At 67.9% G+C, this 17907-nt stretch carries 17 protein-coding genes and 3 pseudogenes; 12 read left to right on the top strand and 8 right to left on the bottom strand.

Features of this window, described 5'->3' with window-relative positions; genetic code table 11:
• Positions 1-15 precede the first annotated feature (15 nt).
• Positions 16-498 (bottom strand): zinc-binding dehydrogenase, encoded by a 483-nt coding sequence (locus ACZ418_RS41025; RefSeq protein ID WP_468373480.1) that lies wholly within the window; start codon positions 496-498, stop codon positions 16-18.
• Positions 499-778: 280 nt separating this feature from the next.
• Between ACZ418_RS41025 and ACZ418_RS41030 the strand changes: the two genes are divergently transcribed.
• Positions 779-2011 (top strand): IS110 family RNA-guided transposase, encoded by a 1233-nt coding sequence (locus ACZ418_RS41030; RefSeq protein WP_468373593.1) that lies wholly within the window; start codon positions 779-781, stop codon positions 2009-2011.
• A 5-nt stretch (positions 2012-2016) separates the two neighbouring features.
• Here the strand turns inward: ACZ418_RS41030 and ACZ418_RS41035 are convergent, their stop codons facing one another.
• A complete protein-coding gene (locus ACZ418_RS41035) occupies positions 2017-2244 on the bottom strand; it encodes a hypothetical protein (RefSeq protein WP_468373483.1) in 228 nt (75 codons plus the stop codon).
• A 484-nt stretch (positions 2245-2728) separates the two neighbouring features.
• Between ACZ418_RS41035 and ACZ418_RS41040 the strand changes: the two genes are divergently transcribed.
• The 3 genes from ACZ418_RS41040 to ACZ418_RS41050 all read left to right on the top strand — a co-directional run bounded on the left by ACZ418_RS41040 (position 2729) and on the right by ACZ418_RS41050 (position 4483).
• On the top strand, positions 2729-3073 hold the full coding sequence (locus ACZ418_RS41040; protein ID WP_468373486.1) for a MerR family transcriptional regulator: 345 nt from the start codon (positions 2729-2731) through the stop codon (positions 3071-3073).
• A gap of 514 nt (positions 3074-3587) precedes the next feature.
• Positions 3588-4193 carry a Ku protein gene (locus tag ACZ418_RS41045; RefSeq protein ID WP_468373596.1) on the top strand — a complete coding sequence of 202 codons (606 nt, stop codon included), beginning with the start codon at positions 3588-3590 and terminating at the stop codon, positions 4191-4193.
• 116 nt (positions 4194-4309) lie between these two features.
• On the top strand, positions 4310-4483 hold the full coding sequence (locus tag ACZ418_RS41050) for a CsbD family protein (RefSeq protein WP_451008910.1): 174 nt from the start codon (positions 4310-4312) through the stop codon (positions 4481-4483).
• Positions 4484-4573: 90 nt separating this feature from the next.
• Here ACZ418_RS41050 and ACZ418_RS41055 read toward each other — a convergent pair.
• Both ACZ418_RS41055 and ACZ418_RS41060 read right to left on the bottom strand, forming a co-directional pair.
• Positions 4574-4666, bottom strand: a pseudogene (locus ACZ418_RS41055) (DUF6233 domain-containing protein); the annotation flags it as partial.
• A gap of 12 nt (positions 4667-4678) precedes the next feature.
• Entirely contained in the window at positions 4679-4903 is a 225-nt protein-coding gene (locus ACZ418_RS41060; RefSeq protein WP_468373489.1) for a hypothetical protein, read from the bottom strand.
• Between the two features lie 72 nt (positions 4904-4975).
• Between ACZ418_RS41060 and ACZ418_RS41065 the strand changes: the two genes are divergently transcribed.
• From ACZ418_RS41065 to ACZ418_RS41090, 6 genes and pseudogenes are all read left to right on the top strand, one after another.
• A complete protein-coding gene (locus ACZ418_RS41065) occupies positions 4976-5293 on the top strand; it encodes a class I SAM-dependent methyltransferase (protein WP_468373491.1) in 318 nt (105 codons plus the stop codon).
• A gap of 80 nt (positions 5294-5373) precedes the next feature.
• Positions 5374-6564 (top strand): annotated as a pseudogene (gene murA / locus ACZ418_RS41070) (UDP-N-acetylglucosamine 1-carboxyvinyltransferase); the annotation flags it as partial.
• Between the two features lie 133 nt (positions 6565-6697).
• Complete coding sequence (locus ACZ418_RS41075) at positions 6698-7237, top strand: hypothetical protein (RefSeq protein WP_468373612.1); 540 nt, start codon at positions 6698-6700, stop codon at positions 7235-7237.
• A 175-nt stretch (positions 7238-7412) separates the two neighbouring features.
• Positions 7413-7847: a hypothetical protein gene (locus ACZ418_RS41080; protein WP_468373615.1), complete on the top strand. Its 435-nt coding sequence runs from the start codon at positions 7413-7415 to the stop codon at positions 7845-7847.
• 713 nt (positions 7848-8560) lie between these two features.
• Complete coding sequence (locus tag ACZ418_RS41085; protein ID WP_468373494.1) at positions 8561-9511, top strand: RNA-binding protein; 951 nt, start codon at positions 8561-8563, stop codon at positions 9509-9511.
• 249 nt (positions 9512-9760) lie between these two features.
• Entirely contained in the window at positions 9761-9913 is a 153-nt protein-coding gene (locus ACZ418_RS41090) for a hypothetical protein (RefSeq protein WP_468373496.1), read from the top strand.
• 239 nt (positions 9914-10152) lie between these two features.
• Here the strand turns inward: ACZ418_RS41090 and ACZ418_RS41095 are convergent, their stop codons facing one another.
• From ACZ418_RS41095 to ACZ418_RS41110, 4 genes and pseudogenes are all read right to left on the bottom strand, one after another.
• On the bottom strand, positions 10153-10608 hold the full coding sequence (locus tag ACZ418_RS41095; protein WP_468373498.1) for a hypothetical protein: 456 nt from the start codon (positions 10606-10608) through the stop codon (positions 10153-10155).
• A 256-nt stretch (positions 10609-10864) separates the two neighbouring features.
• A complete protein-coding gene (locus ACZ418_RS41100) occupies positions 10865-11458 on the bottom strand; it encodes a transposase family protein (protein ID WP_468373598.1) in 594 nt (197 codons plus the stop codon).
• A gap of 154 nt (positions 11459-11612) precedes the next feature.
• Positions 11613-12201 (bottom strand): annotated as a pseudogene (locus ACZ418_RS41105) (transposase); the annotation flags it as partial.
• Positions 12202-12328: 127 nt separating this feature from the next.
• Positions 12329-16174, bottom strand: coding sequence for an nSTAND1 domain-containing NTPase (locus ACZ418_RS41110; protein WP_468373501.1), 3846 nt, complete (start codon positions 16172-16174; stop codon positions 12329-12331).
• Between the two features lie 297 nt (positions 16175-16471).
• Here ACZ418_RS41110 and ACZ418_RS41115 point away from each other — a divergent pair, with 297 nt between their 5' ends.
• Positions 16472-17002 carry a peptidoglycan-binding domain-containing protein gene (locus ACZ418_RS41115; protein ID WP_468373504.1) on the top strand — a complete coding sequence of 177 codons (531 nt, stop codon included), beginning with the start codon at positions 16472-16474 and terminating at the stop codon, positions 17000-17002.
• Positions 17003-17197: 195 nt separating this feature from the next.
• Positions 17198-17791, top strand: coding sequence for a SigE family RNA polymerase sigma factor (locus ACZ418_RS41120; RefSeq protein WP_468373506.1), 594 nt, complete (start codon positions 17198-17200; stop codon positions 17789-17791).
• The last annotated feature ends 116 nt before the right edge of the window (positions 17792-17907 follow it).

Consider the following 17907-nt stretch of genomic DNA (forward strand, 5'->3'; position numbering starts at 1 on the left):
CGGGTGTACTTTCGTTCATCGGCCGCTACGCGCGGTGGGGTTGAAGTCCAAAAGGACTTTGCCGTTCTCGTGCAGGTACGCAAGGGCCTTGGCGAAGTCCCTGGCCTTGTAGACGGGAGCGGAGGGCAATGTCAGCCTGCCATCGGCAACCAGTTGCCCGGACTCTGCGCTCAGGGCCGGATGACGGGGCAGATACTCGTCCTCGTACATCCAGAACTCCGTTGTGGTGATGTTCTTCGCCCGCAATACGTCCTGGTCGGGGGAGAAGGGCTCGCCACTCATGTAGCCGTAGATCACCAACAGGGCGCCCTCGGTCAACACGTCCAGCAGTAGTGAGGTGGCCTCTCCGCTGACGCCGTCGAGTCCCAGCTGCACCGGATCGTCGCCGATGATCGCACGCACCCGTGCGGCCACGGCCGGATGATCGACGAGCACGATGTCAGCGCCCAGTTCCTCGATCTCCGGAAGACCGGAGGATGGACCTTCCTCACCAATCACGCCCGCGTCCTGCTGGTCATCGCACGCGCCTCTAATGGGCTCCGTCGGGCCGTGAGGAAGACTGCGGTCCGTAGCCGCCGGCAGGTGAGCACTCCCAGCCTCCGAGCCACTGCGAGTTCTGAGGTCAGACCGTGCCCCCGCTGGTCGGCCGGGAGGCCTGACTGCCGATGGGATGGCGTGCCCGCCGGGTGGTTGGGCGTGAGCACTTGATCCATTAGAGAGCGAGCCGTGCCTTCCGCGGGCTGCACACCGTGATCGGAAGAGAGCGAAGGGGCGGGTGCTGGCGCTGTTCATCGGCGACGACTGGGCCGAAGACCACCATGATGTCGAGGTGCAGGACGCCACGGGCCGCAAGCTGGGCGCCGCGCGGCTGCCGGAAGGCATCGAGGGCATCGCGAAGCTGCACGCCCTCATCGCCCAGCACGGCTGCGAGGACCTGGAGCCCGGGCAGGTGGCGGTCGGGATCGAGACCGACCGGGATCCGTGGGTGCAGGCGCTGATCGCGGCCGGCTACCGGGTCTACGCGGTCAACCCGAGGCAGGCGGCCCGGTTCAAGGAGCGGTACGGCACGTCGGGAGCCAAGAGCGACAAGGGCGACGCGCACGCGCTGGCCGACATGGTCCGCATCGACGGCCCCCAGCTGCGGCCAGTCGCCGGGGACAGCGACCAGGCCCAGGCAATCAAAGTCGTCGCCCGCGCTCACCAGACCCTGATCTGGGAGCGCACTCGCGCCTTCCAGCGCCTGTGGAACACGCTGCGCGAGTACTTCCCGGGCGCGCTGACCGCTTACGCCGGGCTGGAGCTGACCAGCACCGACGCCCTGGAACTGCTGATCAAGGCGCCCACCCCGGAGCAGGCGGCAAAGCTGACGAAGCCGCAGATCACCGCGGTGCTGGCCCGCCAACGCCGCCGCAACCGGGACCAGAAAGCCGCCGCGATCCAGGCCAGCCTGCGCCAGCCCCAGCTCCGCATCGCCGCCCCGGTTGCCGCCGCCTACGCCGCGGCGGCGGCCGCGCACGCGAGAGTGCTGATCGCGCTGAACGAGCAGATAGACACGCTGGAAGATCAGGTGAGCGCGCATTTTCTCGCGCACCCGGACGCTGAGATCTACCTGTCGATGCCCGGCATCGGCGAGATCACCGGCGCCCGGGTGCTCGCCGAGTTCGGGGACGACCCCACCCGCTACACCTCCGCCAAGGTCCGCAAGAACTACGCCGGTACCAGCCCGATCACCCGCGCTTCCGGCAGAACCCACGCCGTCCACGCCCGCCACGCGCGCAACGACCGGCTCGCCGACGCACTCCACAAGCAGGCGTTCTCCGCCATCAACACCTCGCCCGGCGCCCGCCGCTACTACGACAAACAGCGCGCCCGCGACGCCGACTACAACCGCGCCCTGCGCCAGCTCGGCAACCGACTCGTCGGCATCCTCCACGGATGCCTCAAGACCCGCACCCTCTACGACGAGGCCACCGCATGGTCACACCACGCAACCCTCACCACAGCCGCTTGACATCCCTACGCCATGGGATGTCTGACCTGCGCCTCCGTGATATCGCCGCGGTCTGTCACATCACCGAACGCACCGCCCAGCGCATCGTCACCGACCTCGAACAGGCCGGCTACCTCAGCCGCGAGCGCGACGGGCGGCGCACCCGCTACACCCTCCACATGGGCGGCGCCCTCCGCCATCCAGCAGAGGCCCACCTGCCCGTCCGCGGCCTGCTGGCACTGTCCAACCACCAAGACAGCAAGTCTGAAGCCACAACCTGCCGTGAAGCACTCTTCCAGGTGCAACAGAGGAAATCTGTCATGGCTGAGGTAGACATTGGCCTTCCGCAGGGCTACTGTTTCTCCCGTACCCAGGAAGTCGAAGTGGGCGTGGCAGACAGGAACTGCCGTGCATGCAGGTCAAGCAGGACGCGACCCGAAGGGGGCGCGAGCAGTACCCGCGTTATCCAGCAGTACAACCGAGTAACCGAAGGTAAGGAGCGAGACGCCATCAGGATCGCCCGGGCGAGGAAGCAGTCCGCCCGGGTACCGCAAGGCCCCGGATTGGAAGGTGGTCCCCGGTCACGCATACGCGATCCCCGCAGCCCAGCCCTCCCAGGCGGAACCTGCGGACAAAGAAGGCCGGCGCAGTCGGCCGGTAGATGGTGTTGAAAGCTCGGGGCCCGGGTGCCAGTACGGCATCCGGGCCCCCCGACGCGTCCCCCGAAAGAAGAGGTCTATGCCCCCTCGCAGTACCCGGCCCGCCGACATCCTCGACGACGACGACTACCCCGCCTACACCATGGGCCGGGCCGCCGAGATGCTCGGCACCACCCCCGCCTTCCTCCGCGCCCTCGGCGAACACCGCCTGATCACTCCCTTGCGCTCCGAAGGGGGCCACCGCCGCTACTCCCGCTACCAGCTGCGCGTCGCCGCCCGTGCCCGCGAACTCGTCGACCAGGGCACCGCCATAGAGGCCGCCTGCCGCATCGTCATCCTCGAAGACCAGCTCGAAGAAGCTCAGCGCATCAATGAGCAACTGCGCGCCCAAGGCGGCCAGCCGCAGTCGAAGCCCTCAGCCTGACAAGGACGCAGAATTCCTCCCTATGGTTCGGCGTTTGCGCTGGTCACGAGCGCATGCGGGCCACGCAGCGACCTAATCCCAGGCTTCGACCGCACAGCGGCCGGGCCACCACCTCACTAGCCGTTCGTGGCACCAGCGCACCCCACGGGCCTCGGTCTGCACAGGAGCTCTATGGGCTCGGGTATATCGAGAGGTCGCCATGCGGCGGGCTCGCAGCACCAACGCAAACGAGTGATCAAAGCGCCCGGCTGCACCTGGTCATAGCCAAGGCTTGGGGTGGTGGCGGCCACGCACGTCAGGCGCCGCCACTCTTTGCATAGGCGTCGACGCCGGGCGATCGATAGGCATGCGCCTGACGCACGTCACCACCACCGTGAGCACCAGAACCGCGCACCGATCTACACACAGGCTTCCCGTAGCCCGGGTGATCGAAGGCGTCACAGTCCCGCACTCGAACAGCCCGAAGGAAGAGGCCCCCTCGGCGCTGCCCTTAGCAACGGATTAGGCGATCGAGATCGACGCGTTCGTGCCCCTCGAATCCATCGATCCGATCCGGATCGCGGAGGGCTACTACCTCCAGCCGTCCAGCCTCGTCGCGGCCAAGCCGTACAAGCTCCTCGTTCAGGCCCTCGGCCGCTCCGCCAAGGTGGCCGTCGCCAAGTGCGCCTGGAGCGGCCGCGAGAGACTCGGCCTGCTCCGCGTCCGCGACGACGTCCTGGTCCTCCACGCCATGCGCTGGCCAGACGAGATCCGCGACCCCGCCGAGCTGCTCCCGCCGCCGACCGAGGTGACCGAGGACGAGATCACAGGGGCGCTCGCCCTCATGGACACCATGACCACCGAAAGACTGGAAGGCCCCGAGTTCCAGGACCGCTACACCGAAGCAATGACTCAGCTGATCGAGGCGAAGCGCCAGGAGAAGCCGCTCCCCGAAGCCCCCGAGCCCGAGCAGCCGACCCAGGTGCTCGACCTCATGGCCGCACTGCAAGAGTCCGTATCGAAGGTCAAGGCCGCCCGCGGCGAGGACACCGGGCCCGCCGAGGTACACGGGCTGAAGAAGACGGTCGGGAAGAAGCAGCCGGCCAAGAAGACCGCGGGGCGCCGGCCGCGCAGCGCCTGATCGCGGCATACCGCCATTTCATGGTCATCACCCGTTTGTGAGGGGCGGTGCTGGGCACACGGGATTCGCCACCAAAAGCGGACAAATCGTTAACCACGGCAGGAGGCGTGTCTGTCATGTCGGCTGGTGAGAAGGCCAAGGCCAAGGCTGAGCAGGCCAAGGGAAAACTCAAGAGGGCCACGGGACGGGCCGCCGTCGATGAACCGATGGTCGCCGAAGGCCAGGCGGAAAAGTCCAAGGGCGATGCACGCCAGGCCAAGGAGAAGATCAAGGACATGTTCAAGCGCTGACCTCTGGCGCGGCTCACGCGGGGTTGCGTAAACAGCTCCGGAACTGGTCCCCTGCGCATCCGGCGGGGGACCAGTCGTGTGAGCGATCCTTCAAGCTATGGTCGGATGGCAGTGGGGGCAGGCCAAGACGCCTGTGGCGAGCGCCTGGCGCGCATCGGCCTCGCCGACGCCGCGGGACCGCTTGCCCGCGTTCCATCAACCGGTGCGGTGGACGTATACGGCTTGGTCGCGGTTGAGCCCAAGCTCGAGGGGCCAGTCGGGCGCCGGCGGACGACTCTCCTCGCCCTGCCGCTTCTCGGCCTTGCGGCATTCCTCGTCGGCGATCCACCGGTCGATGGTGGCGAGCTGGCGCGCGGTGTGCTCCTGGAAGTCGCGGCGGGCGAAGCGGAGGGCGTCTAGGCGGGAGATCTCCTCGCCCATGGGTGCTCCTGATTGCCGTGTCTTCGCTTGCCGAGAAATATGTTCCGGAACTACGCGATGGTGAAGTCCGGGATGCTGGCGGTCGACGTCGGCTGCGGCCGGGGCAAGATGTCCGCGCACATGGCCAAGTGGGGTCTGATGGTTCTCGCCTACGACTTCAGCGACGTGGCGATCGAGGACGCACGCGCCAGTCATACGGACTTCGGCGACCAGTTGTCTTTCGTCCGGCACGACTTCGATGCTGATGCGATCCCGCCCGAGCTGGTGCCTGGCACGGTGGACATCATCTCGTGTCGGCACAGCTTCGAGTTCCTGGACCAGGCCCGGTTCATCACGGACGCGCGGCGCTGGCTCACTCGCTCGGGACGGGATGCACCGCTACATGAATAACGTCACTCTCCGGGAGCGACCCATGGCAGCTGACCGGCACGTCTACCGCATCACCGGCGGCGTAACCACTGCGCGGCACGGTGAAGGCGTCCGGCGCGAAGAACGCCGTCACCAAACAGCTCGTCGCGACCCTGCTGACAGACGAGCCTTGTGTGCTGCACGGCGTGCCCCGCATCCTGGAGGTCGATCTCGTCCTGGGCATGCTCGCCGAGCTGGGCACAGAGGTGTCCTGGCTCGGCGAGCACAGCGTGCGCGTACACACGCCGAAGGTGACCTGCACCGAGCTGTCCTCCATGTACTCGGGCGTCAATCGGATCCCGATCCTGATGATGGGGCCCCTGCTGCACCGGCGCGGCGAGACAGTCGTCCCGCTGCCCGGAGGCTGCACCATCGGCAAGCGACCCATCGACTTTCACCTGGACGGCCTGAGCCAGATGGGTGCCGAAATCGAGGACGGCACCCGTTCGGTCAAGGTCAGCGCCACCAGGCTCGCGGGTGCCCACGTCCACCTCCCGTTCCCGTCGGTCGGAGCCACGGAGAACCTGCTGCTGGCGGCTGTCCTCGCCAAGGGCACCACCGTCATCTCCAACGCGGCCGTCGAACCCGAGATCGTGGACTTGGTCCTGATGCTCCAGAAGATGGGCGCGCTGATCACGATCGACACCGATCGCACGATCGTGATCAGCGGTGTCTCCGGGCTGAGGGGCGTCGAGCACCGCACGGTCCCCGACCGCATCGAGATCGCCTCCCTCGCGGCGGCTGCCGTCGCTACCGACGGTCGGATCGAAGTCCGTGGAGCACGCCAGGACCACCTGATCACCTTCCTGAACGTCCTGCGCCACATCGGCGGCGAGTTCACCGAGACCGCGGCAGGCCTGGAGTTCTTCCGAGCCCGGCCGCTGACCGCAACCGACATCGAAACCGGCGTCCACCCCGGCTTCATGACGGACTGGCAGCAGCCCATCACCGTCCTGCTCACCCAGGCCGAGGGAACGTCCGTCGTCCACGAGACCATCTACGAGGACAGGTTCGGCTACGCCGAGCAGCTCAGCCGCGCCATGGGCGCAGGTATTGAACTGACCACCCGGTGTCTGGGAGCTACCGCGTGCGGCTGGCACCGCCGGGACTTCCTGCACACCGCCAAGATCAGTGGCCCGACTCCGCTCAAGGCCGCCGATCTCGTCATTCCCGACCTGCGGGCCGGCTTCGGCTACGTCCTCGCCGCACTGGTCGCCGAAGGCACCAGCACCATCAGCGGCACCCGCTACCTGGAACGCGGATACGAGGAGCCCGTCACCAAGCTCACCGCCGTAGGCGCAAGCATCACCACGCAACCCACCTGGCCTCGCTGCCGCCCGCCTTCCCCCTGGCGGGCGGCACCGGTCCTGCCCGAAGGAGCAGCCCGTGCGCACATTCACGTTGGTCCCACCCACACAGCGGATCTGGGAGCCGGTGATCGACCAGCACGAGACCTGGCTCGGGGTCAAACCGATACAGGGATGCAACAAGGCGTGCGGGTACTGCTACCTGGTCGACCGCGGCCAGACCCGCGTCAAACCGGTGGAGCTGGCAACCCCGGGACGGACGGTCGACCTGCTCAAGGCAAGCCCGTATTACAACCCGCAGGCAGTCCTCGCCCTCTACACCTGCACCGACGCCCTCTCCACGCCCCGCACCCGGTCCCACCTCATCGGCCTCCTCGGCGAACTCGCCGCCCGCGAGGTCCGCAACCCGGTGTGCCTGATCACGAAGTGCGCCGTCACCAAGGACGTCATCGACGCCATCCTCGCCGCGCGGTCGGCTGGCACCCGCGTGATCGTCTACCTCAGCTGCTCCGGCCTGGGCCCGGACATCGAACGCGGCATCGACCACCAAGCCCTCCGCGAGAACTTCCCCCGCCTGCACGAGCACGCCTCCCCGTCATCCACTACTGGCGCCCGCTGATGCCGGCCAACGCTGCCCCCAAGACGATCACTCACGTACTGGACTGGGCCGCACGCTACTCCGCCTGCTCCGTCGCCGTCGGCCTCAAGGTGAAGCGCGGCGCCCGCGACCAGATGACCCAGCTCTGGCCCGAACTCGGCGCTGACGAACTGCCACTCGAATCGGCCGACGCCGTATGGCCGCGCCAGACCTGGGACTGCTGGCCTCACTCCCGAGCCGCTATCCCAATCACCCCATCTTTCAGACCAACGCCTGCGCTTTGGCGCATGTCCTCCAGCGCGCCGACAGCCACCGCGTCCACGGCACGGCAGCCTGCGCTGTCAACCACTGCCCGAGCAGCCAGCGGGACCGGTGCGCCGCCGCCGTCCCCGCGCCCGTCACTGCCGACGATGTCCGCAGCCACCTCGTGTGGCTGGGCGTACCGACCATTCACGCAGTCGACTGGAACGCCGAGCAGCGCACTGCCACCGTCCAGGAAGCCCTCGCCACCCGTGACCGCAACAACGTCTTCCAGCAACTGGGCATCACCGTCCGGGCCTCCCGAGCCGGAAGCGACCAGTACTGGTCGGGACGCCTCGAAGGCGGACAGCCCCTCATCATCGACTCCTAGCCACTCTCCCGAGTCGGCGGAGGAGTACGCCGATCGGCTCAGGTCCGAACTGGCGGACCGGCTCGTGCAGTTACGGCTGAGCCACGGCATCGGGAGTTACACCGAACGATTTACAGTCCCGCAAGCGGACCGAAGGAACACACTGGCCGCGAGTCGCGGAGCTTGCTGATTTCTCAGTCCCGTCAGTCCCGTGACTATGGGAAGGCGTGCTTGACCTGCCCATTTCCAAGCTTCATCGAGCTAACTCCCTCGCCACTCACAGCGCTCTGGGCAGGATCCAAGGGGAGTGACGGGACTGTTGCAGCAACTGACCCGTCCTGGACGATGGCCCGCGTTCACCGGGCAGTTGGTCGGTGAGCGCGGTGCTGCATGGGGCGAAGAGGGCAGGATTCGGGGTCGAAGGTGTGCACCCAAACCGGACACCACCCGTTCCCGCAGGGCAACCCCCGGCGGGCAAGCCCATCCCAGACGACGACACCTGTTGGTGCCGGGCGCAGCGATGCGACCGGGTAGCGCCGGCCTTTCTCTACCGCGCGCAATACTGAGCGCTACATCTGTCCGGTGAGCACGGGACTTGTCAGGGGTGTGCATTCCACTTGGCCAGCAGAGCAGCGCCCAGCTGGTTGACCTGGGCCGTTCCCCCGCCCCCCGGGACTACGGAGACAGAACCGGAAACTACGCTGGCACCCCCTCCGCTCAGTCCAAGGAGCAGCATGCCGCCAGACTTCGTCCACCGGATTACCAAGTACGATCCCGCCGACCGCGACGAGCGCGGCAACTACACCGGTGCCGAGGACACGGTCAGTGACCACGGGCCGATCGAGGCGGCATACCTGGCGGCGATCGCTGCCTTCGCGGAGGCCTCCGGCATCGACCGGCTGGAGATCCGGGAGCCCGCGGTCACCGGCTTCGTCCACTTCGGTGGGGAGCCGCCGGTTGCAGGACATGGTCTCGGCGGGCTCTTCCCGCCCGACCTGACCGGCTACCACGACGGGGCGGAGGTCTCCCTTCCGGTGGCTCTGGAGCTGGTGCGGGCCATGCTCCGCGACCAGGGCGCCTGGTGCCGACTGGAAGCGGGGGACAGCTTTGCCGTGCACGTCGGGTGGGACCAGTACGTGTACGTAGGCAGCGATCGGCCGTGCCTGGACGCCGTGGCCCGTACACGGGAACTCGGCCTTTTCCCGGAATCGGTGACGACCTCGCCCTACGCCGTGGAGCTTGAGGAACCGGACGTAACAGAGGTCGCCGACGCGGCCTTCTGGGCGCGCGTTCGTACGATGCTGGCCGCATGCCAGACGGCACTTCTGGAGGAGACCTACGTTCGTAACGCCGCACGCTGGCACCGCCTCACGGAGGAAAACCTCGATGCGGTGCGCGCCGGTCTCAGCCCGCGCGCTCTGCTGACCGTCTGGCCAGAGTTGACTCCCGACCTCGGCGCGGTCCTCGCCTTGCTGCCCGAGGAGGGATCTGTGGAGTTCGTTTGGGAGACACAGGACGGGACGATCGCCCACGCGATCGTCGACGACACCGAGTACCAGGAGCTTGGGGCCCTCGTGGCCGGCGCGAAGGCGGCCTCCGCCCTACCTCTGTACCTCGACGAACGCCACCCACTGTTCTGCGCCGTCCTACCGGACAGCGATGGTGTACTGCGCGCCCGGTGGTGACCCGCCTCGTGCAGGACGGGCAGTCAGTGCTGTGCATCGAAGTTGTCCATTCAGGCCAGGTGTCGTGCTCAGTCACAGGAGCGCGTCCTGCGCTGAATCCGGCAGGCGATCGCCGACCGCGGCGAGGCGCCGACGGTGCGGGAGATCGGGGACGCAGTCGGTATGCGTAGCCGGGCCAGCCGAGAGGGATCCGGCTCGCATGACCAGCCCGGGCCGCTAAACCTGCTGCTCGCTGCTGCGGAGCGGCCGGTGCAGCACGGCTGGTGGGGGCGCGAGGACGCCGCCCGTGACAAGTTCCGCGACTGGGTCGACCAGTACGGGGGTGCCATGCCCGCAGCCCGCGTCACCTTGTTGGACGACGACAGCGGTGTCGTCCTGGACGCATGGCCCGACCAGCGGTAGCGCGACCCTCGCGCGGCGGGAATGACCGAGTCGAGCCCATGGGGGTGACCTCCGCTTGTGAGGACGGTGCCTCCTGTCGGGGATCGTCCGTGCCTCAGCCGACGAAAGTCAGCCACGACGGCGGCTATGCCGACCGATGAGGCGCGTGTGTGCCTCGCTGCACCCCCATCGGCCTCAACCACGCTTCCTTGCTCTGTGTCGCCCAGAGCAAGGTGACGGGCCGCGTCGGGGTTAGGCAGTCAGAGCCGGAGCTCCCCAAGTACTGGGTTGGCCGTGAGTCTTGGGTACTCAACACTGAGCTGCGTCAGCACGGCTTCTCGGAGGGTCAGCCAGGCGTCCTTGAGGTCGACGCGTTCACAGACGGCCTCTGTCGTTGTGTATGTGCATGAGATCCGTACCTTCTCACCTTCCGGGAGGAAGTTGATCAGCTCGGCGTTCTCCGTGAAGCCGATCGTCGTCCGCTCGCCCCGCTCCAAGTGTTCGAGTGCACCCTTCATCGACCACAGGAAGTCGAAAACGGGCGTCCACGACCACGGCGGGCTCAGCTCGGCCTCGCCGATCGTGAACGTAAGGTCCGACAGGAAGTAGTACCAGCGCAGGTCAGCACGGCTGACGACGGCAAGGTCCACTCCTTCGCGGTGCTCCTGGCCTTGGTCCACGTAGGGGCCGGTCTGCCGGTATTCGATCTTGATCATTTATCCCCTGTTAGCGGTAGCGCGATGCGACTCCCATCATCCGTGACGGGTTCGGCGGAGTTTCAGATACGGGGACAAGCCGCCTGCGCGGTGGGCGGGACAGGGGTGAAGGCCCGGTTGTCGCGTAGCAGAGCCCAGAGGACGCTGGTCCGTCGCCGCGCGAGGGCGATGATGGCATGGACGTGTTTGCAGCCCTCTCCGCGCTTTTTGACGTAGTACTCGCGGTTGCACGTCGTACCGCCACGATCAAGGACCGTCACGGCCACCGGACCACCGGACTCCGCGAGTTCAACCTGATTAGGTTCGCCGGGTCGGTTGGAGCGGTTGGACGGGCGGTGACGTCCGGTGCGACGCCTGGGCCGTTTTCTGGCACGCCTTGGAGAAAAAGTTGCGGACAGGTGGCCATGTCGATCAGCACCGTGCCGTAGTGGCGGCCCTTGCGGAAGGCAAAGTCGTCGACACCAAGCATCTCAACCTCGCCGATCTCCGGCTCGGGCAGGGCCCGGACCATCCGCAGCAGCGTGTCCCTGCCCACGGTGATACCGACCGCGGCCGCCAGGCGGGCCCCGGCCCGGCCGGCCAGCGCCAATCCGATCTGCGTCAACAACCCGCGCAGCAAAGGGGTATAGCGGCCGTGCGGAGTCGTCAGCCCTGCGATCTGCTCGGCGAACGTCACTGCCGTGCAGGCGGGATTCTCACAGCGGAAGCGACGTATGTGTAACTCGATCACGACACCAAGACCGCCCACAGCGGCATCACGCAGCTTGCGCACATACCCCCCGTGCACCCGCGACGAGCTATGACCGCAGTGGCAGGTCCCCGTCGTCGACCGCACTCGCGCCCGCAGCACTACCTGGTCCGGCCGTCGCTCGACCTCCTCGATCAGCAGCGCGGACAGGTACGGAAACAACTCCAGGAGCGCATCACGAGAGCACCCGATGCATGATCGCGAACAGTCGGCACAGCCCGCTCAACCGTCCGGATCACAAGATCGTCGACAAAACCCGGATCTTCACGTGGATCGCGTCGATGAAGACCACCGGGTAGACGGCGTCGAGGGGGCGGCTTTGCCATTCGCCATGCCCTCGAGGACCTTGTCCGTGATGGTGGAGATGGTCTGCCGGGAGACCTCGGCGCCGTAGACCTCCGCCAAGTGGGCCTGGACCTCTCCGGTGGTCAGGCCCTTCGCGGCCAGCGAGATCACCATTTCGTCGACGCCGGTCAGGCGCTTCTGCCGCTTCTTGACGATCTTCGGCTCGAAGGAGCCGTCCCGGTCGCGGGGCACGGCTGTCTCCACCGGTCCCACGTCGGTCAGCACGGTCTTGGAGCGTTTGCCGTTGCGGGAGTTGCCGCCGTCTTTGCCCGCTGGATCGTGCTTGTCATAGCCGAGGTGATCGGTTATCTCGCCCTCAAGCGCGGACTCCAGCAGCCGCTTGGTCAGCTGCTGGAGAAGCCCGCCCTTGCCGGTCAGCTGCAGGCCCTCGGCCTGGCTCGGCTCACCAACTCGTCGATCAGCCGGTCATCCACGGCCTTCGCCGACGCATCCGCTGCCGACTCGGCAGCCTCGTGCTCGGCCACGTTCTCACTGGTCATCGATGCATCTTCCGTGATCGGGAGTTACACCGAACGATTCACAGTCCCCGACCGAAGACTCGCACCTCCCCCCTCCGCCGAGTGAGCACTTTCAGGTGAGCGCAGGGGGCGACGGGTTCACCGGCGTTCAACGGCAGGGGCTCTGGTAGGGCAGGGCTCCCACATGACGTCGCCATTGGTCGCGGGTGAGGGCATGCCCGGTGACCGCACAGATGCGGCGGATGTTCTGCTCGGCGTCCAGCGCCCACAGCCGGGTGCCGTCCTGGGCGCCGCTTGCGAGGGACTGGCCGCCGGGTGCGAAGACGAGGTTGTCGATCTCGGCCGTGTGTCCCACGAGCGGGTCCCCGACGGCCTTGGCATGTGCCGGGTCGGTCGTGTCGTACAGCTTGATCAGGCCGTCTACAGTGCCCACCGCCAGCCTGTGCCCGTCGCGGTCGAACGTGAGGCCGGTGACGGAGGCGCCAGCGTCGAGCGGCGTACCCAGCTTGGTGGGCCGGGCGGGGTCAGCGGTGTTCCAGAGGCTCACGGTGCCATCTGCGCTGCCGATGGCCAAAGTGTCGCCGTGGGGCGCGAAGGCCAGCACGTCACCGACGAAGTACCGGCCGCGCCGACGCGGATGCCTGGGGTCGCTCGTGTCCCACAGCAGGATGCGCCGGTCGTCATCGACGACCGCGAGTTCGTGGCCGTCCGAGGCGCGGGCGAGTGGACCGGCGCCAGCGTTCTTCTCCAGTACGACGGCCCGTCCCGTCTCCCGGGGATACCGGGGGTCGCCGAGGTCCCAGGTACGGATGCGGACACCGTTGTCCGGGAGCCGGACCTCGCTGGGTATACGTCCGTCCCCGTCCCCGATGCCCGGTCCCGCAGGTTGCGAGCGGTCACTCATCTCCTCATAGGTGACCAGTTCGCGCCCGTCCGGGGAGAAGGCTGACAAGACCACTGCGTCGTCACGGCCGACGGTGAGATGCCCGAGAGGGTGGGGCCGTGCCGGGTCGATCACGTCGTAGAGCCGGACCCCGCCGTCAGATGCAGTGACGGCGAGCAGGTGTCGGTGCGGGGCGAATTGCGCGGCGGTGCCCGGGGCAAGCGTGCCCGGCAGCAGACGGGGGACTCCGGGGTCGGCAACGTCCCACAGCCGCACGGGCTCGCCATCGGTGCAGGCCGTCGCCATGATCCGCCCGTCCGGGGAGAATCCGGTCGTGCTCGAGGTTGCGCAACCGAGCAGCACGCCCGGCGGCAGGCTCCAGATCCGCAGTGCCCCGCCGGCGGCGATCAGACGGCGTCCGTCGGGAGCGAACACCGTGGTGATCCCCGTCGGCGAGCGCTGCCCAAGCGCTCTCCCCAGCGGCGCACTCAAGCCGGCGTCGGTGTTCCAGAGCTGGGTGCCATTCCCTCCGCTGACCGCGACGACCCGGCCGTCGGGACTGTAGGACGCCGCCCCTGCTTCCGTTCCGTCGGACGTGCCGAGCACGATGTCGGAAGAGGTGGGCCGGTCCGGTCTGCCGACGTCCCACAGCGGCACTTGGTCGGCCTCGCTGCCGTTCGTGGCGAGATAGTGCCCGTCGGGGCTGAACACCAGAATGGTCTCGTGGTCCGAGCGGGTGCGCAGCAGCCCGAGGGCAGCCGGGCGCGCCCGGTGCGAGGTGTCCCAGAGGCGTACTGTGCCGTTGCCGGAGTCGGCCGTGGCCATGATCTTCCGGCTGGGGCTGAACGCCACCACGTTTCCGGGCAGGGATGCAGCCAGGCGTTCCGGTTTCCGGGGGTCGGTGACATCCCACAGCGCGGTACTGTCGGTACCGACCGCGAGCAGGTGACCATCGTTCCCGAAGGCCAGCTCCATCCAGTTGGTGTCACCGGACGTGGGAATACTGCCAAGCGGCGCGGGGTCCGCCGGGTCGGCGATGTTCCACAGATGGACGCCGAGGTGGATCCCGATGGCCAGCACGTGCCCATCGGGGGTCATGGCCACGTCGCTGCCCGGCAGCGTCCGACCGACGCGTCTGGGGTGCGTGAAGTGGGTGGTGTCCCACAGCCGCACGTTCCCGTCATCCCCGACCACGGCCAGGGTGTGCCGGTGTGCGTCGTGTGCCAGCCGCGGGCTGCCCTCGGACACGACGCCTGGGCCAGCTGGTGCCCGGTCCTGCTCAGGCACGTCCTTGAACAGTGCGGAGTTCGCCGCCTGTACCAGGCTCGTGTAGGTGCGCGCGCTGTCGCGCATCCGGTACGACGTCACATCCAGCAGCGCCGCCAGCGCCACGTCCTCTGTCTGGGCGGGCACGTCGGTCCCCCGTAACTGGTCCGCTTCCGCCGCGATCTGCCGGGCCACCGCCGTGGTCCGCTCGGCGTTCGCCGCCGCCCGCTGTTTCAGGGCCACGCCTGCGGTCGCGAGGGCGACGAGGAGCAGTGCGCTCAGAGCGGCCACGAGCGTGCGCAGGCGCCGTGTGGTGCGGGCAGTGGCCCGGCGTTCTCCAGCCCGGGCATCGAGGCTGGCGGTGAGGAACTTGGTCTCGGCGGTGTTCAGGGCGCGGCGCCGACCGGGATCAGCGAACGCTTCCTCTGCGGCGGCCAGCATGGTTCCCCGGTACAGCGCGCCTGGGTCTTGGTTGAGGCCGTCCCAGGTTCGTGCGGCTTCGGTGAGCTGGCGGTGCAGGCGCAGGCGGTCGCGCGCTTCGTTGATCCAGGCTTGCAGTCGGGGCCATGCCACGATGAGGGCCTCGTGGGCGAGGTTGACGGTGTCGTGCTCGAGGGTGAGCAGGCGGGCGCGGGCCAGGTGTTCGAGGACGGTGGCTGTGTCGCTGGGGTCGCCGAAGTCGAGTTCCGTGCGAGGGGCGGGCCGACGCGTGTCGGGGGTTCCCTCGCCGGGGGTGATGAGCCGGAGCAGGATACGGCGGGCGAGGTCGGCCTGGGACGGGGTCAGATGCGTGTAGACGTTCTCGGCGGTGCGGGCGATGGCGCCGCTGAGACCTCCGGCCGCGTCGTAGGCCTCAGCGGTCAGGGCTCGGCCTTTGCGGCGCCGCCAGGTCTCCAGCAGGGCGTGGGACATCAGCGGCAGGGCGCCAGGTTCGCCCTCCACCTCCTCGACGATGCGCGTGGTCAGGGTGCGTTCGACGATCAGCCCGGCGGTCTGGGCGGGTTTGACGATGGCCTCGCGCAACTCGTCACGGCTCATCGGACCGGCCAACACGGTGGCCTCCTGCAGCGCGGCCGTCAGCCGCGGGTGCTGGGCACACCGACCGAGGAAGTCGGCGCGCACGGCGATGACCACGCGCAGCCGGCTGGCTGGGTTGGTGGCTGTCAGGAGCTGGTCGATGAATTGGTCGCGCTCCTCCGGGTCGTGGCACAGGGTGTAGAGCTCTTCGAACTGGTCCACGATCAGCCAAGTGTCCCCGTCGCCGTCCTTCGGGGTCAGCCGCTGCTCGTGGGTGCGCAGGGGATGCTCGCCGGGGGTGAGGACTCGTAGCGCGGCTGGCTGTGGGGTGGCCTGGTCCGGGGTGCGGAGGCGGGGGATGAGGCCGGCGCGCAGCAGAGAGGACTTGCCGCTGCCCGACGGGCCGAACACCGCGGTGAACCGACGGACACGGGTCAGCTCGACCAGGCGGTCGGTGAGCTCGTCGCGGCCGAAGAACAGATCGGCGTCGCCCGGCTCGAACCGGGCGAGACCCCGGTACGGAGGCTCGACGTCCTCATCCTCGGCGCGGGGCTCCGCCGCTACTTCGGCGGCCGCCAGCCGCCAACGCTCCTCCCACTCCTCCGGATCACCGCCGCACGCCCTCACGTAGGCCAGCACGACAGGCAAGGTCGGCAGCCGCTCACCACCAGCAGCCTGCGACAGGGTGCTTGTCCCCTGCCCCCCGCGCTGCGCCATCACCCGGTAGGTCGGACTCCCGGCCTCCGCCCGGAGTTTGCGTAACTCGGCCGCGAACCGCGCCACCGGCCCGGTGCTGGGATCGAGTGGGCTTTCAGGACGTCCCGCCATCGACAGCTCACCCCTCTAGCCGCCCGCTTCCCCCGTGGATGCGGCGCGAGGTCGGACAAGGTACGCAACCTCGTGGCAGGAGCGCAATCCGAAGCCGTCTGCTTTGGCCACTGCCCCAACGCCGTGTCTGTGACCTGCAACGAATCCATTGTTCAGGGCGGCGGAACCCGCTGCCCATTCAATCCCCGACCCGCTGAACTCGATGACGAAAACCCTCGCAGCGAGCAGCTCGGCGCCAGCCCTCTTCGTCGCCGCGCAGGCTCGATGCAATCGGAATCACGACAAAGGAGCAGCACTGTGACTTCACGTACGACACAGGCCAAGCTGATCGCATGCTCGATCGGCGCATTGACCGCCGCAACCTTGGCGCTGAGCGCCTCCCCGGCCTCCGCAAGCGGTACCTACAGCGGTCAACCCTACGTCTACGGCGCCGGTGCCTTCTCGAACGACTGGGACGACGAGGGCATCCTGTCGACGGACACCAACACCACCTCCAACGCCACCTGCCTGTGGCAGAAGATCCTGTGGGCGGACGGCAACCTCACCTCCGCCTCGGACATCGACGGCGTCTTCGGCTCCAAGACCAAGGCCGCCACCAAGGCGTGGCAGAGCGACTGGGAGGCCAGCCCCGACGGGGTGGTCGGAAAGGAGACCTTCGGAAAGGCGGGCGACTGGCTGCGGGACACAGACGGCGACGGAGCCGTCGACACGTACATCGGCACCAACCACGTGATCAGCGTCAGCCGAGACGACCAAGGCCGGTATCACTTCTACGACGGGGACGGCAACGGACGGATCGCCGGCTACGACTACCGGACCTGCAGCTGAACCCTGCGCACCTCCCTCGTGCGGCCTCGCGGTCGCACGAGGGGTGACAGGCCGGCATGTGCCGCTCTGAGCCTCGCTTGCCGATGCAAAGGACATCGCGAGCCGGGCGACGAGTTCCTCTCCGCCAGACCGCACGACGCGGGGCCGATGTCTTAGGGGGTATGCATCGGCCGCGCCGCGGTTCTCCTGCCGTTCATGACCATCCACGAAAGGCATCCAACCGTGCATGCGCGTACCCACCCTGACCCGGCACTGAACTTCGAGGAGTACGTCCGTACTCGGCAGGACACACTGCTGCGCAAGACCCGCCGCCTGGTGCCCGACCCGCTCGCCGCTCAGGATCTACTGCAGACCGCGTTATTGCGAGCGTATGGTCGCTGGGATGGCATAGCGGACAAGCAGCTCGCGGACGCCTATGTTCGCCGCGTCATGATCAACACCCGGACGGAGTGGTGGCGGGCACGGAAACTGCAGGAGCTTCCCATCGAGCAGTTTCCGGACGCGCCCATCGGGGACTTCACCGAGCAGTACGCCGATCGCATGCTGCTGATGGACATCATCAAGACGCTGACGCCGCAACAGCGCAGCGTCGTGGTGCTACGGCATTGGGAGCAGATGTCTACCGACGAGACGGCCACCGCCCTCGGCATAGCGCCCGGAACCGTCAAGAGCACACTGCACCGGGCGCTCGCCCAGCTCCGCCAGGAGTTGCAGCACGGCGACCCCGACTTGGCTTCAACACCTGCAAACTGCAGTGTGAACCCGCCCGTCGGCCGCCGGGCGCGATGACGCGCCGGACACGCCGCGTCCCCGCTGGGTACGGATACGGGGCACTGGTTGACGCACTTCGTCAACCAGTGCTCTCAGCCCCACCACGGAGGGATGAAGCTGCTCAACTCTTTCTG

Source organism: Streptomyces sp. NPDC030820, assembly GCF_055572075.1.